Below are 26,565 nucleotides of genomic sequence, written 5' to 3' on the forward strand. Positions count from 1 at the left end.
CGCTTATTAGCGCTTGATGATGCAGGAAGGCAATGACTAGCAACGATCCGCTTCTCCAGCCCTACCAGCTCAAGCACTTGCGGCTCAAGAACCGCATCATGTCGACGAGCCATGAGCCGGCCTATTCCGAGGACGGCATGCCCAAGGAGCGCTACCGGCTCTACCATGCCGAAAAGGCCAAAGGCGGCATGGCGCTGACGATGACGGCGGGCTCGGCGATCGTGTCGCGCGACAGTCCGGCCGCCTTCGGCAACCTGCATTCCTATGACGATGCGATCGTGCCCTGGATGGCCGAGCTGGCAGATGCCTGTCACGAGCACGACTGCAAGGTGATGATCCAGCTGACGCATCTTGGCCGGCGTACCGCCTGGAACAAGGCCGACTGGCTGCCGGTGCTGAGCGCCTCGCCGGTGCGCGAGGCCGCCCACCGCACATTCCCCAAGACCGCCGAGGACTGGGACCTCGACCGCATCGTCGCCGACTATGCCTCGGCCGCCCAGCGCATGCAGGCGGCAGGCCTCGACGGTATCGAGTTCGAGGCCTATGGCCATCTGCTCGACGGCTTCTGGTCGCCGGCCACCAACCATCGCGACGACGACTATGGTGGCTCGCTCGACAACCGCCTGCGCTTCACCTGGCGGGTGATCGATGCGGTGCGCGCGGCCGTCGGCCCGGATTTCCTTGTAGGCATCCGCATGGTCGCCGACGAAGACATGGACAAGGGCTTGTCGCGCCAGGAGGGCGTCGATATTGCCCAAAGGCTGGCCTCATCGGGAAAATTCGACTTCCTCAATATCATCCGCGGCCATATCGACACCGATGCAGCATTGACCGGCGTCATCCCCATCCACGGAATGGCGGCCTCGCCGCATCTCGATTTCGCCGGCGAGGTCAGGGAAGCGACCAAGTTCCCGGTCTTCCATGCCGCCCGCATCTCGGATGTCGCCACGGCTCGTCATGCGATCGCGGCCGGCAAGCTCGACATGGTCGGCATGACGCGTGCCCATATAGCCGACCCGCATATCACTGCGAAGGTCGAGGCGGGCGAAGAGCACCGAATCCGGCCCTGTGTCGGCGCCACCTACTGCCTCGACCGCATCTATGAGGGCGGCGGTGCGTTGTGCATCCACAACGCCGCCACCGGCCGTGAGGCGACGATCCCGCATGTCATTTCCCGCACCGATGGGCCGCTGCGCAAGGTCGTTGTGGTGGGGGCCGGGGCGGCTGGCCTTGAGGCGGCGCGTGTGCTCGCCGAACGCGGCCACAAGGTGACGGTTCTGGAAGCATCGAGCCAGGCCGGCGGCCAAATTCGGCTGGCAGCCCAGAATCCGCGCCGGCGCGAGTTGATCGGCATCGTCGACTGGCGGTTGGCCGAGTTGGAGCGCCTCGGCGTCGAGATCCGCTATGACATCTGGGCAGGAAGCGACGACGTTCTGGCGCTCGGCCCCGACGCGGTGGTGATTGCCACCGGCGGCCTGCCACAGAACCCGCCGTTGGATGCGGGCGATGACCTGGTGACGTCGAGTTGGGACATCATCGCCGGTAGCGTCAAGCCGGCCGAAAACGTGCTGCTTTATGACGACAATGGCGGCCATCAGGGCATGACGGCGGCCGAACTGATCGGCAAGGCTGGCAGCAAGCTCGAGCTTTTGACGCCCGAGCGCTTCTTTGCTCCCGAAATCGGCGGCATGAATCATGTGCCCTACATGGAAGCGTTCCACCGCAATGGCGTGAAGATCACCATCAACACGCGGCTCAAACAGGTCCGGCGCGACGGCAATCAGCTGGTGGCAACGCTCGCCTCCGACTTTGCCAAGGGCTGGAGCGAGGAGCGCCGTGTCGACCAGGTTGTGGTCGAACACGGCACGCTGCCGCTCGACGACCTCTATCTCGAGCTCAAGCCGTTGTCGAAGAATTCAGGCGCGATCGACTATGAGCGCCTGATTCATGGCGGCGACATTTTCCCAGACAGGAATACCGACGGCCGCTTCCTGCTGCTGCGCATCGGTGACGCCGTGCAGGCGCGCAACATCCACGCCGCCATCTATGACGGCATCCGCTTCGGCCTCAGGATCTGACGGCTTCCGCCGTCAGCCAGCGGACGAATTCGCGCAGGCCCGGCCGGTCCTCGCTGCCTGGCCGGAAGGCAAGCCGGTAGGGTGCTTCACCGGCAATGCGGTTGGGCGAGGCCATGACGAGCCGGCCCGTGCTGAGTTCGCGTTCGGCCAGCACTTCCGGTACCACCGCCACGCCGAGGCCGGCGACCGCTGCCTCGACCACCATGGAAAACTGCTCGAAGCGGTGGCCGCGCAAAGTGGTGCGCGGGTCGATGCCGGCGGCTTGGAACCATTGCAGCCACAGGGTCGGCCGCGTCGACTGCTGCAGCAGCGGCAGCGCGGCAAGCTCCGCGTCGTCGAGGGCGGCGCGGCCATCGAGCAGAGCCGGCGCGGCGACCACGACGAGGACCTCGTCGAACAGCCTGACGATACCCGGCTGTCCCGTCTCCGCCGGACCGCGTTGGATCGCGGCGTCGAAGGCTTCGGTTTCGAAGTCGACGGTTTCCAGCCGCACGGCGAGGTCGATGGCGACTTGCGGATGGGTCGCGTGAAAGCCGGCGAGCCTCGGGATCAGCCAGCGATCGGCCAAGGTCGGCAGCACGGCGATGCTGAGCACGTCGGACTGGCCGCCGAAGGCCATGGTGCGCACTGCCGCTTCATGCAGGCTGTCCAGGATGGCTTCGGCATCGCGGGCAAAGCGCCTGCCGGCATCGGACAACGCCAGCCGTTGTCTGACCCGATGGAACAGCGCCACCCCCAGCCGGTCCTCCAGCTGGCCGATCGAACGGCTGACCGAGCTCTGCGTCAGGCCGAGCTGATCGGCGGCGCGAATTGTCGTGCCGAGGCTGGCGCAGGCGCGGAACGCCTCAAGCTCTGCAATCGTTGGCACATAGGTTCGGCGCATCGGCGGAGCTGACTCTAAGTTGATCGAATTTGCGCATAAACTGTCCGAGATTACTTGTTAGCGAAAAGTGCCGAAGCGGTCTAGGATGGGCAAAAATCACCCATTCTCCGGAGGAACCATGAGCGCATCCACACCGGCCGGCGGCGGCAGCTTTGTCTGGGCCGACCCGTTCCTGATCGAAGACCAACTGACCGAGGACGAGCGCATGGTGCGCGATGGCGCAGCCGCCTTCGCCGCCGACAAGCTCGCGCCGCGCATCGAGGAAGCCTATCTCGACGAGAAGACCGATCCGGCGATCTTCCGCGAAATGGGCGAGGCCGGCCTGCTCGGCATCACCGTTCCCGAGGAATATGGCGGCCTTGGCGCCGGCTACGTGACCTACGGTCTGGTGGCACGCGAGGTCGAGCGCATCGATTCGGGCTACCGCTCGATGATGTCGGTGCAGTCGTCGCTGGTGATGTACCCGATCTATGCGTACGGCTCCGAGGAACAGCGCAAGAAGTACCTGCCCAAGCTCGCCTCGGGCGAATGGATCGGCTGCTTCGGCCTGACCGAGCCGGACGCAGGCTCCGATCCTGGCGGCATGAAGACCCGCGCCGAGAAGACGGCCAACGGCTACAAGATCTCCGGTTCGAAGATGTGGATTTCGAACGCGCCGATCGCCGACGTCTTCGTCGTCTGGGCCAAATCATCAGCCCATGACAACCAGATCCGCGGTTTCGTGCTCGAGAAGGGCATGAAGGGCCTGTCGGCGCCGAAGATCGGCGGCAAGCTGTCGCTGCGCGCCTCGATCACGGGCGAGATCGTCATGGAAGGCGTCGAAGTCGGCGAAGACGCACTGCTGCCGAACGTGTCGGGCCTCAAGGGTCCGTTCGGTTGCCTTAACCGCGCCCGCTATGGCATCTCCTGGGGCGTCATGGGCGCTGCCGAGGATTGCTGGCACCGTGCTCGCCAGTACGGCCTCGACCGCAAGCAGTTCGCCAAGCCGCTCGCGGGCACCCAGCTCTACCAGAAGAAGCTGGCCGACATGCAGACCGAGATCGCGCTCGGCCTGCAGGGCAGCCTGCGCGTCGGCCGCTTGATGGACGAGCACAAGTTCGCCCCCGAGATGATCAGCCTCGTCAAGCGCAACAATTGCGGCAAGGCGCTCGACATCGCCCGTGTCGCCCGCGACATGCATGGCGGCAACGGCATCCAGATTGGCTACCACGTCATGCGCCATGCGCAGAATCTGGAGACGGTCAACACCTATGAAGGCACGCATGACGTGCATGCGCTGATCCTGGGCCGTGCCCAGACCGGCCTGCAGGCGTTTTTCTAAGGCTTAGATACAAGCTCATACGGTTAAGGGCGGCCGCGAAGCACTGCTTCGTGGCCGCTTTCTTTTTAGCCTTTTTCGGTCATCGAATTGGATTCGCGTGCAAAAAGGTTTTCGCTTTCAGGTTTAGAGGTTGCGAATATATTTCGACTTAAGCGCGTATTGTTTCAAGTTTCTGAAACATGCGTCGCCTTGCTCGGCTTCAAGCTGTTACACGGCGTCGATATCTCCGTGACTGTCCGCCGCTTTTGGCGGGCGGGAGAACGGGGATATCAATGATCGCTGACAGGGCTGAGAATGCCGGCCAGGCACTATGGTTTGGCGACAATCTGATGACCGTCCGCGTGGCGGCTGGTTCCGGCGATGATGACATCAGCATCGTTGAGTGCCGTATGCCGCGTGATGGCTCCACGCCTCTCCATGTCGAACTCAGTGGTGACGAGATCGTCCACGTCATCGAGGGCACGCTGCGCTTCCGTGTCGATGGCAATTATTTCTTCTGCCATTCGGGCCAGACGGTCGTGGCCCCCAAGGGACTGCCGCACACCTTCCGCATCGAGCCGGGCGAAGGCGGCACCTGCCTCGTCGTCACCCAAGGCGATGAATTCGAGCGGATGGTCCGCGAAATGTGCCTGCCGGCATCAGCAGGCTATCCGGTAAGGACCGAGCGCGCGCCGCAAGCCGGCCAGGACTTCTTCGACGGCCCGGCTACGAGCAGATTTCAGGTCGTCGGCGCCCCGCTACCATAGCGCCGATGCTCGGCTGGGCGGGTGCGGGGGCGTGTCCGTCCAGCCATCACCATCAGGCCTTGCAGGCGAACACCTGATCGCCCAGGGCCGATGCGTCGACCTCGACGCCTAGACCTGCCCCTTGAGGCGGGCGCATCATGCCATCTGCTATGATGAAGTCGCCGCGCGCGTTCGCGGCCGTCACCCAGTTGTGGAAGTCGACTGTGTGTTGCCGGAGATGCTCGGGCGTTGACATAAGCAGGCCGGAATAGGCCGCGGTGTCGATCTGAGCGCCGCCGGTGTCCTCGATTGTGACCTTGAGATTCCTGGCAATGGCGATGTCGCGCAGCAGCTTGGCCTTGGTCAGGCCGCCGACGCGTGCGAGCTTGATGGTGATGCCGTCGACCAGCCCGTCGCCTATTGCCCGGATCAGCACGTCAGCGCCGTCGATCGTCTCGTCCAGCACCAGCGGCCGGTCGGTAGCGCGGCGGATCGCAAGGTTCTCCTCGTAGCTCGCGCAAGGCTGCTCCAGCGTATAGTCGAGATTACGCGTCGCCATCAGGAAGCGGCGTGTCTCCGCCGTGCCCCAGCTGGCATTGGCGTCGCAGAATAGCACCGTATCGGCAGGAACGGCGGCGCGCACCGCTTCCAGCCGAGCGATATCCTCGTGGACGTCGAGCCCGACCTTGACCTGCAGGCGGCGGTAGCCTTCGGCGATGTATTTCGTCGCCCGCGCCGCCATCGCGTCCGGCGCCTGCTGGGCGACGGAGCGATAAAGCGCCAGGCTCTCTCCTTCTGCTCCCCCAGACATGGTTGCGAGCGAAAGGTTGGAGCGCTTACCGGCCAGGTCCCAGAGCGCCATATCGATGGCCGACTTGGCATAGGGATGGCCCTTGAGCAAAAGGTCCATGCGCCGGTTCAACGCCTCGATTCCTGAGGCGTCGCCGCCCAGCAGCTGCGGCGCCAGTTCCTTCATTGCCTCGCGGGCGCCTGCCGCAAAGGCCGGGTCGTAGAAGCTGCCCAGCGGCGCCATCTCGCCATAGCCGACGGTACCGCCGTGGCATGCAATCTCGACAATGGTTGAATCGAAGCCTTCGGCGCTGCGTCCGCCCGAGCAGCGGTAGGTGCCGTCGCGAAACGGCTGCCACTGCCGGAATATGCGAATGCTCGAAATGCTGGCGTCGGCCATGTTGTCCCCTCGGCGCTGGCTCTGATCCACCCGAGGATAACGTGGCTGCGATGGCGTTGCGGCCAAGGAAACGGCGCTTGCCGGCGTCGCATTCGTGACAAGGTCTCGCTCGTGTCGATCCGCGATATAGGTTCGTATGGAGTGCGAATTGTTTCAGATTTTGGATACGGACTTCGGTTTCGCCGAATTCGAACGGATACGGTCGGCCCTTAGAGCGAGCCCACCGCGGCTTCAAGACCGCGCTGCTCGAAAGGAAATCCAGTGACCATCCATGCGAAGACAGAAAATGACGGCGAACTGCTGTGGTTCAACGGCACTCTCGCCACTATCATGGTATCCGGTCAGGCGGGAGCCGACACCATCAGCGTCATCGAGCACCTGATGCCCTATGGCGCCTCGCCGCCGCTCCACATTCACCACAACGAGGACGAGGTCTTCCACATCCTCGAAGGCGTGGTGCGCTTCAACGTCGGCGGCAAGGACCTTTACGGCCGCGCTGGCCAGACCATGCTGGCGCCGAAGGGCGTCCCGCACAGCTATCGTGTCGAATCCGCCGAAGGCGCTCGTTGCCTGACCATCACCACGCGCGGCGATTTCGAACGCATGGTGCGCGAAGTCAGCGTTCCCGCCCCAAAGGCGGAAATCCCGCCGCAGGTCGCCCCGACCGCCGAGGTCATCCAGGCACTCACCGAAGCATGCGCACGCAACGGCATCGACATTGTCGGTGCGCCGCTATCCTGATCGATCCGTCGGGCCGGCCGCTTTTCGGCCGGCCTATTTCGTCGTCGACTGGAATTTGCCCATCAGATAGGGGCCGGAGAATACCGGCTGGTATTTCGGTGTCTCGCCAGAGGCTAGGCACTGTTCGAGACAGACGATCTCGGCGTCCCAGTTGGGCTGGTGGAAGAACGCCAGCGATTGACGGCGGTCCATGCCGCCGTCCTCGGGCGAGGGGTTGACCACCCGGTGCATGGTCGACACCCAGCGGTCGTTGGTCCACAGCGCCATCAGGTCGCCGATATTGATGATGAAGGCGCCTGCCACGGGCGGAACCGCCGTCCAGTTGCCGTCGGGCGTGATCAGCTCCAGGCCCCTGGAGCCGGCCTGCGGCAAAAGGATCGTCAGGCTGCCATAGTCGGTGTGGGCGCCGGCGCGCAACTGGCCCGGCTTGGGCGGGACCGTCTGTTCAGGATAGTTGAGCGCGCGCAGCGCGCTGATCGGAGCATCGATGAAGCGCTCGAAATAGACTTCCGGCAGCTTCAGCGCGACCGCGAACAGCCGCATGACCCGCCCGGCAAGATCTTCCAACGCCTGATAATAGGCCTTCCAGGCATCGACGAAGCCTTCCGGAGCGCCAGGCCAGATCGTCGGCGCATAGCAGAAGGCCAGTGCGTCCTTGTCGGTCATGCCTTCAGGCACGCGCTGCGGACCGCCGTTGAAGCTTTCCTTGAGGTCGGGCGGGCTGTCGACGTCGCGTGAACGGGCCAATGCTTCGAGTTCTGGCCCGAGATAGCCGTGGGGATAGCCTTTGTAGGGCGCTTTCGACTTCTGTTTGTCTTCCGGCGCCAGGTCGAAGAAGTCACGCGCCTTCGTCCACACTGCATCGATCACCGTCTGCGGCACGCCATGATTGGTGATGGCTAGGAAGCCGGTGGAGCGGCAGATGGCGTCGACCTCGGCACCCAGGCGCTGGCGCTCGCCCGGATCGGCCCGTTCGAAATTGCCCAGATCGAATACTGGAAACTGTCCGCCGGCCATTGCATGCTCCGCTTGGTACCAATTGTTCGGCGATGCTATCGGCGCCTTGGCGGGCGATCCAGCGTGGCCGAAACGTATTCCACGGATGATCGACCCCTTGGGTCGTATTTCCGGTAGTATCGGCTAGGTCTTGCCGCCACATTCGGCCAACTTCGAACGGGACGTGACGCGATGAGCAATGCTTTCCTCTCCCATCTCCAGGCGGAACTGTCCGGGCTTAAATCATCCGGCCTCTACAAGTCCGAACGCGTCATCACCTCGACCCAGTCGGCCGAGATCGAGGTATCAGGCGGCCAGAAGGTGCTGAACTTCTGCGCCAACAACTATCTCGGCCTCGCCGACAGCGAGGAGTTGCGCGACGCTGCCAAGGCAGCACTCGACCGCTACGGCTACGGCATGGCCTCGGTGCGCTTCATCTGCGGCACGCAGGAGGAACACAAGCAGCTCGAGGCAAAGATCTCCGGCTTCCTCGGCATGGAGGACACGATCCTCTATTCCTCCTGCTTCGACGCCAATGCCGGTCTGTTCGAGACATTGCTGGGCGAAGAGGACGCGATCATCTCCGATGCCCTCAATCACGCTTCGATCATCGACGGGGTGCGGCTCTCCAAGGCCAAACGTTTCCGCTATGCCAACAACGACATGGCGGCGTTGGAGGAAGAGCTTAAGAAGGCCGAAGGCAGCCGCTTCAAGCTCATCGCCACCGACGGCGTGTTTTCGATGGACGGCATCATCGCCAATCTGAAAGGCGTCTGCGATCTCGCCGAAAAATACGACGCCATGGTGATGGTCGACGACAGCCACGCCGTCGGCTTCGTCGGCAAGAACGGCCGCGGCACGCCGGAACATTGCGGCGTCGAGGGCAGGGTGGACATCATCACAGGAACGCTGGGCAAGGCACTCGGCGGTGCCTCGGGCGGCTACACCTCGGGCAAGCGCGAGGTCGTCGACTGGCTGCGCCAGCGCTCGCGGCCCTATCTGTTCTCCAACACGCTGGCACCGTCTATCGCCGGCGCTTCGATCACCGTGCTGGACATGATCGCCTCGGGCGGCGCCCTGCGCGAAAGGCTCTATGCCAATGCTGCCCGCTTCCGTTCGGGCATGGGCAAGCTCGGCTTCAAGCTGGCCGGAGCCGATCATCCGATCATCCCGGTCATGCTCGGCGATGCGTCGCTGGCGCAGGACATGGCGGCCAAGATGCTGGAGCGCGGCATCTATGTGATCGGATTCTCGTTCCCGGTTGTGCCCAAGGGGCAGGCGCGCATCCGCACCCAGATGTCGGCAGCGCATTCGGCTGAAGACATCGATCGGGCGGTTGCGGCATTCGGCGAAGTTGGCCGCGAACTGGGCGTGATTTCCTGAGGCCGCGAAAGCGATTCTGGATCAAGGGATTCGAAGGAAAAGACGATGTCGAACATGATGCGCGCACTGGTGAAGGCCAAGGCCGAACCCGGTATCTGGATGGAAGACGTCCCTGTTCCCGAGATCGGCCCCAATGACGTGCTGATCAAGGTGCGCAAGTCGGCCATCTGCGGCACCGACGTCCACATCTACAACTGGGACCAGTGGGCGCAGAAGACGGTGCCGGTGCCCATGGTGACCGGTCATGAGTTCGTCGGCACGGTCGCCGATTTCGGCGCCGGCGTGACGGACTACAAGGTCGGCCAGCGCGTTTCGGGCGAGGGCCACATCGTCTGCGGCCATTGCCGCAACTGCCGCGCCGGGCGTGGCCATCTCTGCCGCAACACGCTTGGCGTCGGCGTCAACAGGCCCGGCTCCTTCGCAGAATATGTGGCGATCCCGCAGCACAATGTGGTGCCGATCCCCGACGACGTATCAGACGAGATTGCCGCGATCTTCGACCCACTCGGCAATGCGGTGCATACCGCACTGTCCTTCGATCTCGTGGGCGAGGACGTTCTGGTGACGGGTGCCGGGCCCATCGGCATCATGGGCGCGATGGTTGCCCAGTGTGTCGGCGCCCGCAAGGTGGTCATCACCGATATCAATCCGACGCGGCTGGCACTCGCCCGCAAGATGGGCATCCATCATGTCGTCGATGCTTCCAAGGAGAAGCTGGCCGATGTCATGCGTGACGAAGGCATGATGGAAGGTTTCGACGTCGGTCTTGAAATGTCGGGTTCGGCGGCCGCCTTCCGCGACATGATCGACACGATGAACAATGGCGGCAAGATCGCCATCCTGGGTATCGCCCCGACCGGCTTCGAGATCGACTGGAACAAGGTCATCTTCAAGATGCTGCATCTCAAGGGCATCTATGGCCGGGAGATGTTCGAGACCTGGTACAAGATGATAGCGCTTGTGCAGGGGCCGCTCGATGTGACCGGCCTCATCACGCATCGCATCGGCATCGACGACTACAAATCAGGCTTCGATGCCATGCGCAGCGGCAACTCGGGCAAGGTTGTGATGGACTGGTAGGGAAAGTTTTTTCACTACAGGTCGAATTTTTCGAACAAACCCGCGTTGCCAGCGTGGCGGCGGATTTGCTATCCAGGCGGGCCTTTTCGCCCGGGGGACCGACTTGCGCCGCCACATCCGCAGCCTTACCGCACGCCATGAGCCCAAGGGGCACTTCGTCTCGCATCTGAAATCGGGTTCGGGCGCCGTGGTCGGCATGGCAACGATTGGCGGTCTGGCCTCGTTCACCGGCATTCCCATGCTGATCGCGCCCCTCGGGGCGACTGCTGTCTTGATGTTCGGGCAGCCGGCGAGCCCGCTTGCGCAGCCGATGAATGTCTTTGCCGGCTATCTCATTGCGACCTTGATCGGCGTTGCCGCAGCGCTCGCCTTTCCGGGACTTTGGGAAGTGTCGGCCCTGGCCGTCGGGGTTTCCATCGCGCTGATGCTGATGCTGCGCGTCACGCACCCTCCTGCAGGTGCGATCCCGCTCGTCGCCACGGCCTCGCCCGACAGGGGTGTGATGCTGTTCGTCATCGTGCTGATCGGCTGCGTCAGCCTGCTGGCACTGGCGATCCTGCATCACTGGATTCCGCCGCGCGCCCAATATCCGCGCCGCGTCGACTGACGCTTTCGCCTTGCCTTGATGCTTGCCGGCGCACTACCGTCGGCGAGAGCAAGGAGGCGTTTATGAATCTTGGAATCCAACTGCCCGCATGGGGCAGGGGCGCATGAGCGACCGCATCGTTCTGCTCGGCACCAAGGGCGGCCCGGCGATCAGGCCCGGCGGCCCGTGGCCTACCTCCACGCTGCTTGAACTGGGCGGTCGCCGTATCGTGGTCGATTGCGGTCTGGGCGTGACGCGTGGTGTGACCGACGCGGGGCTGAGCCTCAAGCAACTCGACCTCATCTTCATCACACATTTGCATTCCGACCATGTGCTCGAGCTTGGGCCATTGATCCACACGGCCTGGACAGCGGGCCTGTCGACTCCGATCAGGGTGTTTGGACCCGCCGGCTTGAATCGATACTGGCGAGGATTTGTTCAAGCGCTTGAATTCGATATCGAAACCCGCATCGACGACGAAGGGCGGCCTGACCTCAGGGACATGGTCGAGATCGTCGAATTCGGCGAAGGCTACGTGCTCGGCGATGGCGGGTTGAAGGTGACGGCGCTACGCGTCGATCATCCGCCTGTCACCGAATGCTTTGCCCTGCGCTTCGAGCATGACAGCACAAGCGTGGTTGTCTCCGCCGATACGGCATTCTTTCCCCCACTCGCGGAATTTTCGCACGGTGCAGACGTTCTCATTCATGAGGCGATGCTTGAGGCCGGTGTCGAACGGCTGGTTGCCCGCACCGGCAATGGCACGCGGCTGAGGCAACATCTGATGGCGAGTCACAGTCTGGCCGAAGAGGCCGGTACGATCGCTGCGCGCGCCGGCGTCGGCCGGCTGGTGCTCAACCACCTGATCCCGGCCGACGATGCCGAGATCGGCGAGGTCGATTGGGTCGCGGCTGTCAGGAAAACGTGGTCCGGTCCCTTGACGATCGGTCACGACGGGCATGTTCTTGATCTCGGGGGAAACTGAACGGGAATCGGGAGGAACGACATGAAATTGGCTACGCTCAATGATGGTTCGCGCGACGGCAAGCTGGTCGTCGTCTCGCGCGATCTGACCCGCTACACCGACGCTTCTTTCCTGGCGCCCAACCTGCAGGCCGCTCTGGACGACTGGCGCCGCATCTCGCCGCATCTCGCCTCGCTGGCGAGTTCGCTCGAGGTCGGTTCCGTTCCTTCCGCCCGCTTCCACGAACATGATGCCGACGCACCGCTGCCGCGCATCTACCAGCGCGTGGGTGGCGGCACTTCGTTGACCGGGCCGCGCGACGCGATCGAACTCACCGGCAAGACACGCGATGCCCATGTCGAGGCTTCAGTGGCTGCCATTGTCACCGATGTGGCGCTGGCTGCGCCTGCCGCCGGTGCCAGGGAGGCGGTGGCGCTGCTGGTGCTCTCGGCTGATACGGTCGTCGATGGTGGCCATTCCGGTACCTCGACGTTGTCGCCTGTGGCCGTGACACCGGACGAGCTCGGCGATGCCTGGGATGGCGCGGTACATCTGACGTTGCAGGCGGGCACGCGCAGCGTCGCAACCGGCGGCTGGACGAGCTTTCCGAAGCTGATCGCCGAGGTCGCAGCAAGCAGGCCGCTTTCGGCCGGTGCCGTCGTCAGAAACGGGGTCGAGACGATTGCCGTTTCGCTGGGCGACAAGGTCCGCGTCGAGATGAAGGACAAACAGGGCCATTCGATCTTCGGCGCCATCGAGCAGTCGGTCGGTCGCTACGAGCCGCCATTGCCGTAAGGCAGGCAAGCAGCCGGGACGGGTCCATGGACATGTCAGATCATTTCCGCCGCATGGCACGCAACAATCTGTGGTCCAACGACCGCATCTACCGCGCCGTGACGGCCCTCGAGCCCGGCGAGTTCGCGGCCACGCGCACCAGCTTCTTTCCCTCGGTCCAGGAAACGCTGAACCACATCCTCGAGGTTGACCTTTATTATCTCGACATGGTCGAGGAGGCGGGCGAGGGGCGCAGGATCTTCGACCGCTTCGTCGCGTTCGAAGACGCATCGGCCCTTGCCGGGGCGCAGCTGGCATTCGATCGCAGGCTTGTCGCCTTCTGCGACCGGCTGACGGAGGCCGATCTCGACCGGCGCGTGATTTCAGACAGGGGCGAAGCCGGGCAAATCCCGGAGCGTATCGGTGACCTGCTGGCGCATCTGTTTATCCACCAGATCCATCATCGCGGGCAGGTGCATGCGATGCTGTCGGGCACCTCCGTCGCTCCGCCGCAGCTGGACGAATTCTTCCTCGACTACGATCTCGGCTTCCGCAAGGATGAAGTCGAGCGACTGGGGCTTTAGCTCCCAGTCGCCTTTCAGGCTTGCGCTCAGCCTCGGCTTTGCTGGATCGCCATGTAGAGATTGGTGCAGCGGGTACCCGAGCGGCAATAGGCGAAGACCGGGCCTTCCATCTCGTCCAGCGCGCCGGCCATGTCGGTGACGTTGTCGGCGGTCATCTGGCCGCTGATAACGGGGATGTGGCGGAAGGCGAGGCCTGCGGCTTCGACGGCATTACGGATGCTGGCTGCCGAGGGCTGGCCGGGTTGCTCGTCGTCGGGACGATTGCAGATGACGCTCTTGAAGCCGGCCGCCTTGATGGCGGCAACTTCGTCAGCGGTGATCTGGCCCGAAACCGAATAGTCGTCGGTGATCTGGCGAATTTCCATTGTAGTCCTCACAAACTGGGCCGCGGCGCGGCAGGTCGGCGCCAGTCTTGCCACTGTCGGTGCGGCAGGGCAACCGCCTGCAGGTGGTAGTCACGCCGGAGTGACGGGCCGGCCTGCGCCGGCCCGACGGGGTCAATGGGTTTCGCCGGAGCCGCCGACAGCCACGAGGTTGAACGGCTTGCCTTCGACCGCAATATCGGCGGTCCGTTCGAAGGTACTGGCATCGACGGTGTGTAGGACGCTCCTCAGCGGGTCCGAGACAATGATACGGTCGCCGGCAACTGCAATTCGCGGGCGCGGTTCGCTCCAGTGACCGTCCATGCTGTAGGGCTCGGTCAGCTTGAGCGCGGCGTCGATCTTGCCGGCGACGACGTCGATGCGCTGCAGATTGCCGTCTTCGGTGAAGACATAGGCATATTTCGCTCTGATCGGGTCGACGACAAAGTGCACCCGACGCGTCGGCAGGTCGATCAGCCGGAACGCCTCCTTGGCCTTGGGATCGATCAAGACGACGGCGCTCGGCCCGTAATTGCCGAGGAAGTATTGAAGACCGCGGCCGCCGACCAGCGTGGTCGATTTGCCGGCAGGCAGTGTTGCATCATAGGGCAGGAAGTCGATGGCCGGCTTGCCGGCTTGTTCCCTTGCGATCAGCAGCCCCTTGGCGCAGGCGATGGCGATCAGATTTCCGGAAGAAGCTTCGCCGTGCAGGTCAGGGCAGGTATTGATATCGCCCACCTTGGCGCCCGAGCGGTCGGTCACCGTGATGCCGACGGGCAGTTCGTCCGGCTTTTCGAAATTGGGTTCGGTCGCCAGTACGTGGTCGCCCATGGCGATGGCCACGCCATGATGAGGGGCCGCGGTTGCGACTTCCCTGATGGCCGGCTTGCCTTCGAGCACATTGGCCTCGTCGACGATGCGGACTTTGCCTTCGCCGTCGAAGAACAAGGCGATGTCGCCGCCGTGGTCGACGACATGCGACGGCTTCTTGCCGTCGAAGCTGACGTCGAGAAGCCTGGGGGCCTCGACGCTGATGTCGCCGTGGTCGCCATGGTCTCCGAAGGCGATGCCGCTCGAGATCACCGCGACCGTGTCACCCTTGCCTTGGACGGCGAACACGGTGCGGCCGCTGTCGCTGCGGTAGAGGCTGGCCGGTGCCTTGGTGTCGAAGCTCGCGAGCCGCTCACCCGTCTGGGCGTCGATAGCATGGACCACTGATGCCGCCTGGTCCGAGACGAAGAGGCGCCAGGCGGTCTTCTCCTCGGCATGGGCGAGTGATGCGGCAGCCAAGATGGACAAGGCCGATGCGGCTGAAAGCAAATGCTTCATCAAAGTCTCCAAATGTTATTACGTAACAGATTGAAGTCAAGCAAAACGTCGACTTCCTGCTGCTTGTCGAGGCAGGGTGAGGCTGCTAGCCGGCGGATGCCGGTCCGCTTGCTTGAATCAGTTTGGCTGGACCTCGCGCTATCCGATTGAAAGCACGAGGTAATTGCGTGATCGCTCCGCTGTCAGCTGCCTGAAATGGCGGCTTTGATCGTCGAGATGTTGTTCTTCATCATGTCGATATAGGTCGACGCAGGGCCATCGGCCTTGGACAGCGCGTCCGAATAGAGCGTGCCGCCGACTTTGATGCCGGTCTCGCCGGCGATCTGCTCAACAAGGCGCGGATTGGTGATGTTCTCGACGAAGATGGCCGAGGCCTTGTCGTCGCGCACCTGCTTGATGAGGGCCGCGACGTCGGCGGCCGATGCCTCGGCCTCGGTCGAAATGCCCTCGGGCGCCAGGAAGGTCAGCCCATAGGCGTGCTCGAAATAGCCGAAGGCGTCATGCGAGGTGATGATGGTGCGCTTCTCCTCCGGGATTGAGGCCACCGCAGCCTTGACCTCGGCATCCTCGGCGTCGAGCTTGGCAGTGTAGGCCTCGGCGTTGGCCTTGTAGGTGTCGCAGCCGGCGGCATCCGCCGCGCAGAACGCATCGGCAATGTTCTTCACATAGACCTTGGCATTGCTGATCGACTGGAAGGCGTGCGGATCGAACTCGCCGTGATCGTGGCCGTGGCCGCTGGCTTCGCCATGGCCATGCTCGTCTTCCTGCATCTTCAGTGGCTCGATGCCCTTGGTCAGTTCGACGACCGACGCCTTGGTGGCGCTCGCCTCGACAAGCCGCTTGAGAAAGCCTTCGAAATTGAGGCCATTGACCAGCACGACGTTGGCCTTGGACATGCTGACGGCATCGGCAGGCGAGGGCTCGTAGACATGGGCGTCGCCGTCGGAGCCGACCAGCGTGGTCAGTTCGATGCGGTCGCCGCCGACATTTTGGGCGAAGTCGCCGATGATCGAGAAGCTGGCCACAACCTTCATCGGCTCGGCCGATGCCGAAGCGGACCAGATCGAGCTTAATGTTATAACGCTCATCGCGGAGGCGAAACCAATCTTCCTGAGCATGAAGTTCTCCTGGTTGAGGGGATGAAGGGGTCAGGCGGTGCGGTGACGATGGCGGCGCAGCTTGGTGTTGAAGACACCGCGCGTGCCGAAAAGGATGGACGCCAGGTAGATCGCACCTGCCGACAGGATGATGGCCGGGCCGGAGGGTAGGGAGGCATGATAGGAGATCAGCAGGCCGGCGACCGACGAGACGGCGCCGAAGCCGAAGGCGAGCAGGCACATGGGCTCGACGCGCGCGGTCCAGAAGCGGGCAGCCGCGGCCGGCAGCATCATCAGGCCGACCGAAAGCAAGGTGCCGAGCGCCTGGAAGCCGCCGACAAGATTGAGCACGACCAGACCGAGGAAAATGAAATGCACTGGCGTGCCCAGTCGGCTGACCGAGCGCAGGAACAGCGGGTCGAGGCATTCTGCCACCAGCGCGCGCCAGAAGATCGCAAGCGTCAACAACGTGATGCCTGAGATCAGGGCAATCAGCGTCAATGCATCGTCGTTGAGCGCCAGAACGGTACCGAACAGCACATGCATCAGGTCGACGCTCGAGCCGCGCAGCGACACGATGAGCACGCCGAGCGCCAGCGAAATCAGGTAGAAAGCCGCCATCGAGGCGTCTTCGCGCTGCACGGTGAAGCGCGACACCGCACCAGCGCCGAGTGCCACGATGACGCCGGCGATCAGACCACCGATGGTCATCGGCACGATCTGCAGCCCATAGAGCAGGAAACCTGCGGCGGCACCCGGCAGGATGGCGTGCGCCATGGCGTCGCCGGTCAGGCTCATGCGGCGCAGCATGAGGAACACGCCAACCGGGCAGGCGCCCAGCGCCAGCATCAGCGAGCCTGTCAGGGCGCGCTGCATGAAGCCGAACTCGACAAATGGAGCGATCAGGAAATCATACATGCTCAGGCTGCCCGTGGACCGGATTCGTGGTCGGGATGGTCGTGGACTTCGCCGTGCTCATGATGATGATGGTCGTCATGGCCATGCGAATGAGTATGCGAGTGGCCGTGATCGGGCTCGCACCATGGCGCATCGTCATGCCAGGCTTCATCGAAACGCCGGGCTTTCAGGAGGTTTTCAGGCCTCAGCGCTGCCTGCGTGTCGCCCCAGGCGACCGGACGGCGGGCGAGCAGCATCGTATCGGGAAAGTTGGCGCGGACGAGTTCGAGGTCGTGGGCGACGACCATCACCGTCCGGCTCTCGCCATGCCAGCGCTTGATGAGGGCGATGAGGTCGCCCACCGTCTTGGCATCGACGGCGTTGAACGGTTCGTCGAGCAGGATCAGGTCGGCGTCCTGCACCAGCACCCGGGCAAACAGCGCCCGCTGCAACTGGCCACCGGACAAGGTGTCGATCGGTCGGGCGTCGAAGCCTTCGAGGCCAACTGCCATCAGCGCTTCGGTCACTGCAGCGCGGTCCTCGCGGTTGTAGCGTCCAAGCAGGCCGCGCATGGGCCAGAGGCCAAGCGAAACCAGGTCGACGACGCGGGCCGGGAAACTGCGGTCGAGTTCCGATTGCTGCGGCAGATAGGCGATGCGCTTGCCGGGCGCCAGCGTGCAGCTGCCGGCCATCGGCTTCAGCACGCCGACGATACCCTTCATCAGCGTGGACTTGCCCGAGCCGTTGGCGCCGACCACCGCAGTCAGCGAACCGACCTTGATCGAGCCCGTCAAATGGTGGACCGCCGGATGGCTGTTGTAGCCCAGCGTCAGGTCCTTGAATGTCAGGGCGTCGGTCATCGGCTCGTCCCGGAGCGGTCGTAGAAGTCGCTTCTGGATATGTGATGTTATTACATTAGTCAACGCAGCGCTGCGACAAAGCGGTGCATTTCCTTTCCAAGGTCGCAACCGACCGTGCTGGCCTATGGAATTCGGCCTTTGCGGCCTTGCGCCAAGGGGGGCGCAAAATCTAAGAAGGCGCACCTTTAACGGAAGGAGACCACCATGAGCGTTCGTCGTATCGATGTCGGCCCTCGCATGAGCCAGATCGTCATCCACAACAGCACCGTGTACCTGGCTGGCCAGGTCGGCGCCCCCGGCGAGAGCGTTGCCGCGCAGACCAAGGCGATCCTCGCCGAGATCGACGCGCTGCTGGCCAAGGCCGGCACCGACAAGACCAAGATCCTCCAGGCGATCATCTGGCTCGACGACATGTCGACCTTCGCCGAGATGAACTCGGTTTGGGATGGCTGGGTGCCGCAGGGCAACACGCCTGCTCGTGCCACCGGCGAAGCCAAGTTGGCCGGCCCTGAATACAAGGTCGAGATCATCGTCACGGCCGCTGTCTGACGATCGCTTTCGGTTTCATGCCGAACGAGCGCCGCGCATCCCTTGGATGCGCGGCGTTTCTGTTTTGGGGCTTAGCTGTCTGAAGGGGTGAAGCGGGCGACGACGGCGTGCGCGTTAGCCGGGTAGGTGAAACGCACATGCGTGACGGGGCGCTCAGCGCTCCAGGTGCGGCGTTCGACGACGAGACAGGGAGAGCCGTTGCTAAGGTTGAGCTCGGCGGCGATTTCCGTGTCCGCAGCGGTCGCGCGGATGACATGCTCGGCCGAACTCCAGGGCACGCGGCCGATCAGCCACGGCCCGGGTGCTGCCTCCGCGAATTTTTCCTCCGCGGCCTCCGGCACGGCCGACAGGCTGATCAGCCGGTCCTCCATGCAAAAAGGTCGCGAGCCGGCGAAGTGCAGGCATTGCAGCGCCAGGACCTGGCCCTGCACATCGAGGCCCAGCCGCTCGCGGTCGGTGGTGTTGGCGCGCCGCCGGGTCTGGGCGATCAGTTCATAGCGATAGGGTAGGCCGAGCGCCTCGACCTCGATGCGGATGTCGTGGATTTCGAGCACCGCCGCCTGCGATTGCGGCCGGCGCACGAAGCTGCCGGAGCGCCGGCGCCGCTCGATCAGCCCGGCCTTGGCCAGCTGCGACAGCGCCTTGTTCACTGTCATGCGCGAGCAGCCATACTCTTCGGTCAACTCATGCTCGAAAGGAATGCGATAACCCGGCTCCCATTCGCCAGAGACGATGCGGTCCCTGATGTCGGTGAGGATGCGCTGGTAGAGTGACGGCGAGGCGTCTCCGCCAGCCGCATTCTCAGAGCCCCCGGCATCGCCAGTCGAATCAGTCACCGAAGCTCCTTTGCTTATCCCGCTGTCAGTTCAATCATCACGGCGCGGAACCTGGCCGCAATAGCCTCGCGGCGGAAATGTGCGCCGCCAGTGACCACCTTGCGCCCGCGGACCCACACGCTGTCCGTCTTGCCTGCGCCGGCAAAGATCCAGGCGTCGAGAATTGCGTCGCCACTTTTGCCGGCAAGCGTCGGGTGACTGGCGTCGAGCGAGACCAGATCGGCCGCAGAGCCTTTGGCGATACATGCGGGACCTGCACCCAGTGCCCGGCCGCCACCAGCGAGTGCTGCGTCGAACAGCGCGCGGCCGGTCGACTGGCCGGCTGAGGCCAGCACATTGCGGGCGCGGTGGGCGAGGCGCTGCGAGTATTCAAGCATGCGTAGCTCGCCGCCGACGCCGATCTCGACATTCGAATCCGAGCCGACGCCAAACCTGCCGCCATGTTCGGCAAACAGCGGTGCCGAAAAGACGCCGTCGCCGAGATTGGCCTCGGTGATCGGGCAAAGACCGGCCACCGCACCCGAGCGGGCCATGGCGATCGTTTCCGCCTCGGTCATGTGGGTGGCGTGGATCAGGCACCAGCGCCTGCCGACATCGGCGTTGGCGAGCAGCCATTCCACTGGGCGCGCGCCCGACCAGGCGATGCAGTCCTCCACTTCCTTGACCTGCTCGGCGATGTGGATGTGGATTGGACCTGATGTCATCGCGGTCACGGCGGACAGTTCCTCTGGTGTTGCGGCGCGCAGACTATGCGGGGCAAGGCCGAGTACGGCGCCATTGACGGCTTCAAGTGCTTCGCCGGCCTTCTCAAGAAGCTGGGCGAAGCGATTCGCATCGTTGATGAAACGGCGTTGTCCCGCATTGGCCGGCGCGCCGCCAAAGCTCGAATGGGCGTAGAACACGGGCAGCAGCGTCAGGCCGATGCCGGTCTCCACGGACGCCGCGGCGATACGCTCGGCCATCTCGGCGATGTTGGCGTAGGGACTGCCGTCGCGATCATGGTGCAGGTAGTGGAACTCGCCGACGCGGCTGAAACCCGCCTCCAGCATCTCGACATAGAGTTGCGCTGCCACTGCCTCTACCTGCTCAGGCGTCATCGACAGCGCGAACTTGTACATCACCTCACGCCAGGACCAGAAGCTGTCCGCCGACGGCCCGCGCATTTCGGCCAGGCCGGCCATTCCGCGCTGAAAGGCGTGGCTGTGCAAATTGGGCATGCCGGGAACAAGGATCACGTGACGCTCGTCGCCAGGCTGGGTGGCGGCGTCCGGCTCGATGGACGAGATCATCCCGCCCTCGATCCCGAGCCTCACATTGTCCCGCCAGCCATCCGCCAGCAGCGCCCGCTCGGCATAGATCGTCGCCATCGTTTTTCCTCACCCTGTTTGCGACCCGCACGATACCACTTGCAACGTGTTTCGATATGTATATACATAATCTCAATTGGAGGAAATGAAAAAGATCATGGCTGGAGAGCGATCTACGACAAGGATCTGGCGCAATGCACGGCTCGCGACCCTTGTCGAAGGTGTGCCGGATCTGGGCAAGGTGGAACACGGCGCGATCATGGCTCGCGATGGGCGCATCGTCTTCGCTGGGTCGGAGGCGGACATGCCGGCCGGGTTGAAAGCGGGGGCCGAGATCATTGATTGTGCGGGTCGCTGGATCACGCCGGGCCTGATCGACTGCCACACCCATCTCGTCCATGCTGGCAACCGCGCCAACGAATTCGAGATGCGCCTTGCAGGTGCGACCTATGAAGAAGTGGCACGGGCAGGAGGCGGCATCGTCTCCTCCGTCAAGGCGCTGCGCGGTGCCTCGGAAGCCGATCTGATCGCCCAGACCTTGCCGCGTCTCGATGCTCTGATCGCCGAGGGCGTGACGACGGTCGAGATCAAATCGGGCTATGGCCTCGATATCGACAACGAAGCCAAGGCGCTGCGCGCTGCACGCCAGCTGGCTGACAAACGTCCGGTCACCGTCCGCACCACCTTCCTCGGCGCCCATGCGCTGCCGGCCGAAGCCGGTGGCAACAAGGACGCTTACATCGACCTTGTCACCGGTCCGATGATGGATGCCATAGTCTCTCAGGGGCTCGCCGATGCCGTCGACGGATTTTGCGAAGGCATCGCGTTTTCGCCCGACCAGATGGCCCGCGTCTTCGATGCCGCCAAGGCCAAGGGCCTGCCGGTCAAGCTGCACGCCGACCAGCTGTCCAATCTCGGCGGCGCGGCACTCGCGGCGAGCTATGGCGCGCTGTCGGCCGACCATCTCGAATACACCGATGAGGCGGGTGCGGTCGCCATGGCCAAGTCAGGCACAGTTGCGGTCATCCTGCCCGGCGCTTTCTACTTCATCAGAGAGACGAAAAAGCCGCCGGTGGACCTGTTCCGCGGGCACGGGGTGAAAATGGCGGTCGCCACCGACAACAATCCCGGCACGTCGCCGCTGACGTCGCTGCTTTTGACCATGAACATGGCGGCGACGTTGTTTGCCATGACCGTAGAGGAATGCATCGCCGGCATCACCCGCGAAGCCGCCCGCGCGCTCGGGCTGCTCGCCGAGACCGGCACGCTCGAAACAGGAAAATGGGCCGATCTCGCCATCTGGAACATCGAGAGCCCGGCCGAACTTGTTTATCGCATGGGGTTCAACCCGCTCCATGCCCGTATCTGGAGAGGAAAATGACCACGCTCGTTCTCAAGCCCGGCAACGCCACGCTGGCCGAATGGCGCGCCATCTATCGTGGTGCTGTACCCGAACTCGATCCGTCCTGCCGCCCCAGGATCAGGGCCAGCGCCGAGACGGTGGCAAGGATCGTCGCCAAGGGCGAGCCGGTCTACGGCATCAACACCGGCTTCGGCAAGCTCGCCAGCGTCCGCATTCCGGCCGCCGATCTCGAAACGCTCCAGCGCAACATCGTGCTCAGCCACGCCGCTGGCGTCGGCGAGGCGATGCCGGTCGCGGTCACCCGCCTGATGATGGCTCTCAAACTTGCCAGCCTGGCGCAGGGCGCCTCAGGCGTGCGTGAAGAAACCATCGACCTGTTGCAGGCAATGCTGGCCCGCGACGTCATTCCTGTCGTGCCCGCCCAGGGCTCAGTCGGCGCCTCGGGCGATCTGGCCCCGCTGTCGCACATGACCGCGACCATGATCGGTGTCGGCGATTGCCACACACCGCACGGCATCGTGCCGGCCAAGGTTGCCTTCGTCACCCACGGCTTGGAGCAGATCACGCTCGGCGCCAAGGAGGGCCTGGCCCTTCTCAACGGCACGCAGTTCTCGACCGCCTATGCACTGGCCGGCCTTTTCGAGGCCGAAAACCTCTACCAGTCGGCGCTTGTCACCGGCGCGCTGTCGACCGACGCCGCCAAGGGCTCGGACGCCCCCTTTGATCCGCGCATCCATCTGCTGCGCAAACATCGCGGCCAGATCGAGACCGCCGACACGCTACGCAACCTGATGGTCGGCAGCGCCATTCGCGAGAGCCACCGCGTCGGCGACGAGCGCGTGCAGGATCCCTATTGCCTGCGCTGCCAGCCCCAGGTGATGGGTGCGGCCCTCGACGTGCTGCGCAAGGCGGCCGACACGCTCGCCACCGAAGCTAACGGCGTCACCGACAATCCGCTGATCTTTGCCGAGGACGGTACCGCGCTTTCGGGTGGCAACTTCCATGCCGAGCCGGTCGCCTTCGCCGCCGACATGATTGCACTTGCCGTCTGCGAAATCGGCTCGCTGTCCGAACGCCGCATCGCCATGCTGGTCGATCCGGCACTGTCGGGCATGCCGGCGTTCCTGACACCCAAGCCCGGGCTCAACTCCGGCTTCATGATCCCGCAGGTCACCGCTGCAGCGCTTGTGTCCGAGAACAAGCAGCGGGCCTATCCGGCATCGGTCGATTCCATCCCGACCTCGGCCAACCAGGAAGATCACGTCTCCATGGCCGCCCATGGCGCCCGCCGGCTGTTGCAGATGATCGAGAATGCCAATGGCGTGCTCGGCATCGAGCTTCTGGCGGCAGCGCAGGGCTGCGATTTCCATGCTCCGCTGGCTTCGAGCGACGCGCTCGAAGCCGTGCGCAAGCTGGTGCGGGCGCAGGTACCGTATCTCGATGACGACCGCCATTTCCATCCCGACATGGAGAAGGCCATCGCCATGGTGCGTGGCGGTGCGATTGTCGGGGCGGCCGCAGGCGTCGGCCTGCCGCAGATTTCGGGAGCACAGGCATGACCGACTGGCTGACAGTCAAGCGCGGCGACGCGCCATTGCTGGTGAGCCTGCCGCACACCGGCACCGAGCTTGCTGGGCTGGACGACCGTTTCGTCTCGCCCTGGCTTGCGCGGCGCGATACCGACTGGTGGATCGAGCAGCTTTACGCTTTCGCTGCCGATCTTGGTGCGACCATGGTGCGGACTACGATCTCGCGTTCGGTTATCGACGTCAATCGCGACCCCTCTGGCGTGACGCTCTATCCGGGCCAGAACACCACGGGGCTGTGCCCGACAACGACCTTCGACAATGATCCGCTCTACAAGCCGGGGCAGGAGCCGGACGAAGCTGAGATCGTCGAGCGCCGTGCGCGCTACTACGATCCCTATCACGCCGCGCTCCAGGCCGAAATCAAGCGGTTGCGAGCCATGCATCCGACCGTCGTGATCTATGATTGCCACTCGATCCGTTCGGTTCTGCCGTTCCTGTTCGAAGGTCGGCTGCCGGTGTTCAACCTGGGCACCAACGACGGCAACAGCACCGATCTGGAGCTGCAGGACAAGGTTGCGGCGATCATTGCTGCAAGCGAGAGGCCCTGGGTGGTCAACGGCCGCTTCAAGGGCGGCTGGATCACCCGCCGCTACGGCCGTCCGGCCGATGGCGTCCATGGGCTCCAGATGGAAATCGCCAATCGCGGCTACCTGCTCGAGCCGGAAGGCAAGGGCGAGCTGTCGAACTGGCCGGTGCGCTACGACGCCGATTTTGCAGCGCCGACCCGCGCCATCCTCACAGACATCCTCAAAACCGCGCTCGCCTGGGCGGGCAGCCGACACCGCTAGGGAGGTTTTCGCATGACCCAACATTCCCGCATCGACAATGCCCGCGTCATCCGCGCCGCCACCGGCACGGAATTGTCGGCCAAGAGCTGGCTCACCGAAGCGCCGCTGCGCATGCTGATGAACAACCTCGACCCGATGGTCGCGGAAAAGCCGAGCGAACTCGTCGTCTATGGCGGCATCGGCCGCGCCGCGCGTGATTGGGAGAGCTTCGACCGCATCGTCGCTGCGCTTCGCCAGCTCGAGGCTGACGAGACGCTGCTGATCCAGTCCGGCAAACCGGTCGGCGTGTTCCGCACCCACAAGGATGCGCCGCGCGTCCTGCTCGCCAACTCCAACCTGGTTCCCCACTGGGCCAACTGGGACCACTTCAATGCCCTCGATAAGAAGGGCCTGATGATGTACGGCCAGATGACCGCCGGCTCTTGGATCTATATCGGCAGCCAGGGCATCGTTCAGGGCACATACGAGACCTTCGTCGAGATGGGCCGCCAGCATTTCGGCGGCGATCTTGCCGGCCGCTGGATCCTGACCGCCGGCCTCGGCGGCATGGGCGGCGCCCAGCCGCTGGCAGCCACCATGGCCGGTGCCTCCTGCCTCGCCGTCGAATGCCAGCCGAGCCGCATCGAGATGCGCCTCAAGACCGGCTATGTCGACGTGCAGGCCAAGGACCTCGACGATGCGCTCGCCATCATCGACAAGGCCTGCAAGGAAAAGAAGGCGATTTCGGTAGCTCTGCTCGGCAATGCCGCCGACGTGTTCCCCGAACTCGTCAAGCGTGGCGTCAAGCCCGATGCCGTGACCGACCAGACCTCGGCGCATGACCCCGTCAATGGCTACCTGCCGCAGGGCTGGACGGTTGCCGAATGGGAAGACAAGCGCCAGCGCGATCCCCAGGCGGTGGCGAAAGCTGCGCGCGCGTCGATGGCGATCCACGTCAAGGCGATGCTCGACTTCCACAAGATGGGTATCCCCACCGTCGACTACGGCAACAACATCCGCCAGATGGCGCTGGAAGAGGGCGTGGAGAACGCCTTCGACTTCCCCGGCTTTGTTCCGGCCTATATCCGCCCGCTGTTCTGCCGCGGCATCGGCCCGTTCCGCTGGGCGGCGCTCTCCGGCGATCCCGAGGATATCTACAAGACCGACGCCAAGGTGAAGGAACTCACTCCAGGCAACACGCACCTGCACAACTGGCTCGACATGGCTGCCAAGCGTATCCATTTCCAGGGCCTGCCGGCGCGCATCTGCTGGGTCGGTCTCGGCGATCGCCACCGCCTCGGCCTCGCCTTCAATGAAATGGTGGCCAGGGGCGAACTCAAGGCGCCCGTCGTCATCGGCCGCGATCATCTCGACTCCGGCTCGGTGGCATCGCCGAACCGCGAGACCGAGGCGATGAAGGACGGCTCGGACGCCGTGTCCGACTGGCCGCTGCTGAACGCCCTGCTCAACACCGCATCGGGCGCCACTTGGGTGTCGCTGCACCATGGTGGCGGTGTCGGCATGGGCTTTTCTCAGCATTCGGGCGTGGTCATCTGTGCCGACGGCACCGAAGATGCCGCGCGCCGCCTGGAGCGCGTGTTGTGGAACGATCCGGCGACCGGCGTCATGCGCCATGCGGACGCTGGCTACGACATCGCCGTCGACTGCGCCAAGGATAAGGGCCTCAATCTGCCTGGAATCCTGGGCTAACCTTACTGGGCTCATCATGCGCATCATCCGTCACGCCGACTGCCGCCCCATGCCATGGAAGAACGGTGGCGGCGTGACCACCGAGATCATGGCCTGGCCGCCCGCGGCCGGGCTCGACGCCTTCGACTGGCGCATTTCGATGGCGCAGGTGGCGAGCGGCGGACCGTTTTCCGTCTTTGCCGGCATTGATCGGACTTTGACCGTGCTTGAAGGCACGATGCGGCTCGCTGTCGAAGGCACCGAGAACCGTGTTCTCTCGTCCGAGACCGGGCCTTACGCATTCCCCGGCGACGTCGCCACCGCGGCCGAACTGATCGGGGGCGCGGTGCTCGACTTCAACGTGATGACTAGGCGCGGGCGCTTCAGCCATTCCGTCACCCGCAAGACCTTCGCGGTTCCGGGCAAGCTCGAATTGCCGGCTGGCACCGGCCTCGTTTTCTTGGTTTCTGGCTCGGGCCGCGTCGGGCAGGCAGGCGCGAGCACCCTGGTCGAGGCCCACGATGCTGTCCTTGTTGAAACCGGCCCTGCATCCATCGAGATCGAGCCCTTGCAGCCGGTGACGTTGCTCGTCGTCGAACTCGTCGGCGCCTAGCCC

The 26,565-nt window shown here is 64.0% G+C and carries 26 protein-coding genes; 16 read left to right on the forward strand and 10 right to left on the reverse strand.

All coding sequences use genetic code 11. From position 1 onward, the window contains the following. Positions 1-32 precede the first annotated feature (32 nt). Positions 33-2,078, forward strand: coding sequence for an NADH:flavin oxidoreductase (locus B015_RS0108270; protein ID WP_018427216.1), 2,046 nt, complete (start codon positions 33-35; stop codon positions 2,076-2,078). Here the strand turns inward: B015_RS0108270 and B015_RS0108275 are convergent. Further along, positions 2,068-2,961 (reverse strand): LysR family transcriptional regulator, encoded by an 894-nt coding sequence (locus B015_RS0108275; protein WP_018427217.1) that lies wholly within the window; start codon positions 2,959-2,961, stop codon positions 2,068-2,070. The genes B015_RS0108270 and B015_RS0108275 overlap by 11 nt on opposite strands. Before the next feature lie 118 nt (positions 2,962-3,079). Between B015_RS0108275 and B015_RS0108280 the strand changes: the two genes are divergently transcribed. Both B015_RS0108280 and B015_RS30625 read left to right on the forward strand, forming a co-directional pair. Beyond that, positions 3,080-4,282 (forward strand): acyl-CoA dehydrogenase, encoded by a 1,203-nt coding sequence (locus tag B015_RS0108280; protein WP_018427218.1) that lies wholly within the window; start codon positions 3,080-3,082, stop codon positions 4,280-4,282. A 272-nt stretch (positions 4,283-4,554) separates the two neighbouring features. Further along, complete coding sequence (locus B015_RS30625; protein WP_018427219.1) at positions 4,555-5,028, forward strand: cupin domain-containing protein; 474 nt, start codon at positions 4,555-4,557, stop codon at positions 5,026-5,028. A gap of 52 nt (positions 5,029-5,080) precedes the next feature. Here B015_RS30625 and B015_RS0108290 read toward each other — a convergent pair whose 3' ends face one another. After that, a complete protein-coding gene (locus B015_RS0108290; RefSeq protein WP_018427220.1) occupies positions 5,081-6,196 on the reverse strand; it encodes a mandelate racemase/muconate lactonizing enzyme family protein in 1,116 nt (371 codons plus the stop codon). A 261-nt stretch (positions 6,197-6,457) separates the two neighbouring features. Here B015_RS0108290 and B015_RS0108295 point away from each other — a divergent pair, with 261 nt between their 5' ends. Next, the gene (locus B015_RS0108295) at positions 6,458-6,937 is read left to right on the forward strand and encodes a cupin domain-containing protein (RefSeq protein WP_018427221.1); all 480 of its coding nucleotides are present in this window, start codon (positions 6,458-6,460) and stop codon (positions 6,935-6,937) included. 33 nt (positions 6,938-6,970) lie between these two features. On the opposite strand, the gene B015_RS0108300 is transcribed toward B015_RS0108295, so the two are convergent. Then, a complete protein-coding gene (locus tag B015_RS0108300; RefSeq protein WP_018427222.1) occupies positions 6,971-7,954 on the reverse strand; it encodes a 2OG-Fe(II) oxygenase family protein in 984 nt (327 codons plus the stop codon). Positions 7,955-8,125: 171 nt separating this feature from the next. On the opposite strand from B015_RS0108300, the gene B015_RS0108305 reads away from it, so the two are divergent. The 6 genes from B015_RS0108305 to B015_RS0108330 all read left to right on the forward strand — a co-directional run bounded on the left by B015_RS0108305 (position 8,126) and on the right by B015_RS0108330 (position 13,304). After that, positions 8,126-9,316 (forward strand): glycine C-acetyltransferase, encoded by a 1,191-nt coding sequence (locus tag B015_RS0108305; RefSeq protein ID WP_018427223.1) that lies wholly within the window; start codon positions 8,126-8,128, stop codon positions 9,314-9,316. Positions 9,317-9,361: 45 nt separating this feature from the next. After that, positions 9,362-10,396, forward strand: coding sequence for an L-threonine 3-dehydrogenase (tdh, locus tag B015_RS0108310; RefSeq protein WP_018427224.1), 1,035 nt, complete (start codon positions 9,362-9,364; stop codon positions 10,394-10,396). A gap of 103 nt (positions 10,397-10,499) precedes the next feature. Then, entirely contained in the window at positions 10,500-11,003 is a 504-nt protein-coding gene (locus B015_RS0108315; RefSeq protein ID WP_018427225.1) for an HPP family protein, read from the forward strand. An 88-nt stretch (positions 11,004-11,091) separates the two neighbouring features. Then, a complete protein-coding gene (locus B015_RS0108320) occupies positions 11,092-11,967 on the forward strand; it encodes an MBL fold metallo-hydrolase (protein ID WP_026227026.1) in 876 nt (291 codons plus the stop codon). A 21-nt stretch (positions 11,968-11,988) separates the two neighbouring features. After that, entirely contained in the window at positions 11,989-12,741 is a 753-nt protein-coding gene (locus B015_RS0108325; protein ID WP_018427227.1) for a fumarylacetoacetate hydrolase family protein, read from the forward strand. Positions 12,742-12,767: 26 nt separating this feature from the next. Then, entirely contained in the window at positions 12,768-13,304 is a 537-nt protein-coding gene (locus B015_RS0108330) for a DinB family protein (RefSeq protein ID WP_018427228.1), read from the forward strand. 26 nt (positions 13,305-13,330) lie between these two features. Here B015_RS0108330 and B015_RS0108335 read toward each other — a convergent pair whose 3' ends face one another. The 5 genes from B015_RS0108335 to aztA form a co-directional block, all read right to left on the reverse strand. Further along, positions 13,331-13,669 (reverse strand): TIGR01244 family sulfur transferase, encoded by a 339-nt coding sequence (locus B015_RS0108335; RefSeq protein ID WP_018427229.1) that lies wholly within the window; start codon positions 13,667-13,669, stop codon positions 13,331-13,333. A gap of 132 nt (positions 13,670-13,801) precedes the next feature. After that, positions 13,802-14,995 (reverse strand): zinc metallochaperone AztD, encoded by a 1,194-nt coding sequence (gene aztD / locus B015_RS0108340; RefSeq protein ID WP_018427230.1) that lies wholly within the window; start codon positions 14,993-14,995, stop codon positions 13,802-13,804. Between the two features lie 182 nt (positions 14,996-15,177). Next, on the reverse strand, positions 15,178-16,113 hold the full coding sequence (aztC, locus tag B015_RS0108345; RefSeq protein WP_026227027.1) for a zinc ABC transporter substrate-binding protein AztC: 936 nt from the start codon (positions 16,111-16,113) through the stop codon (positions 15,178-15,180). Positions 16,114-16,143: 30 nt separating this feature from the next. After that, positions 16,144-17,010 carry a zinc ABC transporter permease AztB gene (gene aztB, locus B015_RS0108350; RefSeq protein WP_018427232.1) on the reverse strand — a complete coding sequence of 289 codons (867 nt, stop codon included), beginning with the start codon at positions 17,008-17,010 and terminating at the stop codon, positions 16,144-16,146. Between the two features lie 2 nt (positions 17,011-17,012). Then, positions 17,013-17,849 carry a zinc ABC transporter ATP-binding protein AztA gene (aztA, locus tag B015_RS0108355; protein WP_018427233.1) on the reverse strand — a complete coding sequence of 279 codons (837 nt, stop codon included), beginning with the start codon at positions 17,847-17,849 and terminating at the stop codon, positions 17,013-17,015. Positions 17,850-18,053: 204 nt separating this feature from the next. Here aztA and B015_RS0108360 point away from each other — a divergent pair, with 204 nt between their 5' ends. Continuing rightward, positions 18,054-18,398 carry a RidA family protein gene (locus B015_RS0108360; protein WP_018427234.1) on the forward strand — a complete coding sequence of 115 codons (345 nt, stop codon included), beginning with the start codon at positions 18,054-18,056 and terminating at the stop codon, positions 18,396-18,398. A gap of 71 nt (positions 18,399-18,469) precedes the next feature. Here the strand turns inward: B015_RS0108360 and hutC are convergent, their stop codons facing one another. Together hutC and B015_RS0108370 are read right to left on the reverse strand one after the other, a co-directional pair. Further along, the gene (hutC, locus tag B015_RS0108365; RefSeq protein ID WP_018427235.1) at positions 18,470-19,234 is read right to left on the reverse strand and encodes a histidine utilization repressor; all 765 of its coding nucleotides are present in this window, start codon (positions 19,232-19,234) and stop codon (positions 18,470-18,472) included. 14 nt (positions 19,235-19,248) lie between these two features. After that, a complete protein-coding gene (locus B015_RS0108370) occupies positions 19,249-20,601 on the reverse strand; it encodes a formimidoylglutamate deiminase (protein WP_018427236.1) in 1,353 nt (450 codons plus the stop codon). Between the two features lie 85 nt (positions 20,602-20,686). Between B015_RS0108370 and hutI the strand changes: the two genes are divergently transcribed. The 5 genes from hutI to B015_RS0108395 are packed head-to-tail and all read left to right on the forward strand — an operon-like array spanning position 20,687 to position 26,562. After that, positions 20,687-21,922, forward strand: coding sequence for an imidazolonepropionase (gene hutI / locus B015_RS0108375; protein WP_018427237.1), 1,236 nt, complete (start codon positions 20,687-20,689; stop codon positions 21,920-21,922). After that, a complete protein-coding gene (gene hutH / locus B015_RS0108380) occupies positions 21,919-23,463 on the forward strand; it encodes a histidine ammonia-lyase (RefSeq protein ID WP_018427238.1) in 1,545 nt (514 codons plus the stop codon). Before hutI ends, hutH begins: the two co-directional genes overlap by 4 nt. Further along, positions 23,460-24,281 (forward strand): N-formylglutamate deformylase, encoded by an 822-nt coding sequence (hutG, locus tag B015_RS0108385; RefSeq protein ID WP_018427239.1) that lies wholly within the window; start codon positions 23,460-23,462, stop codon positions 24,279-24,281. Before hutH ends, hutG begins: the two co-directional genes overlap by 4 nt. Before the next feature lie 12 nt (positions 24,282-24,293). Continuing rightward, complete coding sequence (gene hutU / locus B015_RS0108390) at positions 24,294-25,970, forward strand: urocanate hydratase (protein ID WP_018427240.1); 1,677 nt, start codon at positions 24,294-24,296, stop codon at positions 25,968-25,970. Between the two features lie 16 nt (positions 25,971-25,986). Then, entirely contained in the window at positions 25,987-26,562 is a 576-nt protein-coding gene (locus tag B015_RS0108395; protein ID WP_018427241.1) for a HutD family protein, read from the forward strand. Positions 26,563-26,565: the final 3 nt, after the last annotated feature.

This window comes from Hoeflea sp. 108 (assembly GCF_000372965.1).
GTDB lineage: Bacteria > Pseudomonadota > Alphaproteobacteria > Rhizobiales > Rhizobiaceae > Aminobacter.

What these genes read in the sequence shown, in the direction of transcription:
- B015_RS0108270 (WP_018427216.1), top strand. Translation starts at nt 33, where the DNA reads ATGACTAGCAACGATCCGCTTCTCCAGCCCTACCAGCTCAAGCACTTG.
- B015_RS0108275 (WP_018427217.1), bottom strand. Translation starts at nt 2,961, where the DNA reads ATGCGCCGAACCTATGTGCCAACGATTGCAGAGCTTGAGGCGTTCCGC.
- B015_RS0108280 (WP_018427218.1), top strand. Translation starts at nt 3,080, where the DNA reads ATGAGCGCATCCACACCGGCCGGCGGCGGCAGCTTTGTCTGGGCCGAC.
- B015_RS30625 (WP_018427219.1), top strand. Translation starts at nt 4,555, where the DNA reads ATGATCGCTGACAGGGCTGAGAATGCCGGCCAGGCACTATGGTTTGGC.
- B015_RS0108290 (WP_018427220.1), bottom strand. Translation starts at nt 6,196, where the DNA reads ATGGCCGACGCCAGCATTTCGAGCATTCGCATATTCCGGCAGTGGCAG.
- B015_RS0108300 (WP_018427222.1), bottom strand. Translation starts at nt 7,954, where the DNA reads ATGGCCGGCGGACAGTTTCCAGTATTCGATCTGGGCAATTTCGAACGG.
- B015_RS0108305 (WP_018427223.1), top strand. Translation starts at nt 8,126, where the DNA reads ATGAGCAATGCTTTCCTCTCCCATCTCCAGGCGGAACTGTCCGGGCTT.
- tdh (WP_018427224.1), top strand. Translation starts at nt 9,362, where the DNA reads ATGTCGAACATGATGCGCGCACTGGTGAAGGCCAAGGCCGAACCCGGT.
- B015_RS0108320 (WP_026227026.1), top strand. Translation starts at nt 11,092, where the DNA reads ATGGGGCAGGGGCGCATGAGCGACCGCATCGTTCTGCTCGGCACCAAG.
- B015_RS0108325 (WP_018427227.1), top strand. Translation starts at nt 11,989, where the DNA reads ATGAAATTGGCTACGCTCAATGATGGTTCGCGCGACGGCAAGCTGGTC.
- B015_RS0108330 (WP_018427228.1), top strand. Translation starts at nt 12,768, where the DNA reads ATGGACATGTCAGATCATTTCCGCCGCATGGCACGCAACAATCTGTGG.
- B015_RS0108335 (WP_018427229.1), bottom strand. Translation starts at nt 13,669, where the DNA reads ATGGAAATTCGCCAGATCACCGACGACTATTCGGTTTCGGGCCAGATC.
- aztD (WP_018427230.1), bottom strand. Translation starts at nt 14,995, where the DNA reads ATGAAGCATTTGCTTTCAGCCGCATCGGCCTTGTCCATCTTGGCTGCC.
- aztC (WP_026227027.1), bottom strand. Translation starts at nt 16,113, where the DNA reads ATGCTCAGGAAGATTGGTTTCGCCTCCGCGATGAGCGTTATAACATTA.
- aztB (WP_018427232.1), bottom strand. Translation starts at nt 17,010, where the DNA reads ATGTATGATTTCCTGATCGCTCCATTTGTCGAGTTCGGCTTCATGCAG.
- aztA (WP_018427233.1), bottom strand. Translation starts at nt 17,849, where the DNA reads ATGACCGACGCCCTGACATTCAAGGACCTGACGCTGGGCTACAACAGC.
- B015_RS0108360 (WP_018427234.1), top strand. Translation starts at nt 18,054, where the DNA reads ATGAGCGTTCGTCGTATCGATGTCGGCCCTCGCATGAGCCAGATCGTC.
- B015_RS0108370 (WP_018427236.1), bottom strand. Translation starts at nt 20,601, where the DNA reads ATGGCGACGATCTATGCCGAGCGGGCGCTGCTGGCGGATGGCTGGCGG.
- hutI (WP_018427237.1), top strand. Translation starts at nt 20,687, where the DNA reads ATGAAAAAGATCATGGCTGGAGAGCGATCTACGACAAGGATCTGGCGC.
- hutH (WP_018427238.1), top strand. Translation starts at nt 21,919, where the DNA reads ATGACCACGCTCGTTCTCAAGCCCGGCAACGCCACGCTGGCCGAATGG.
- hutG (WP_018427239.1), top strand. Translation starts at nt 23,460, where the DNA reads ATGACCGACTGGCTGACAGTCAAGCGCGGCGACGCGCCATTGCTGGTG.
- hutU (WP_018427240.1), top strand. Translation starts at nt 24,294, where the DNA reads ATGACCCAACATTCCCGCATCGACAATGCCCGCGTCATCCGCGCCGCC.
- B015_RS0108395 (WP_018427241.1), top strand. Translation starts at nt 25,987, where the DNA reads ATGCGCATCATCCGTCACGCCGACTGCCGCCCCATGCCATGGAAGAAC.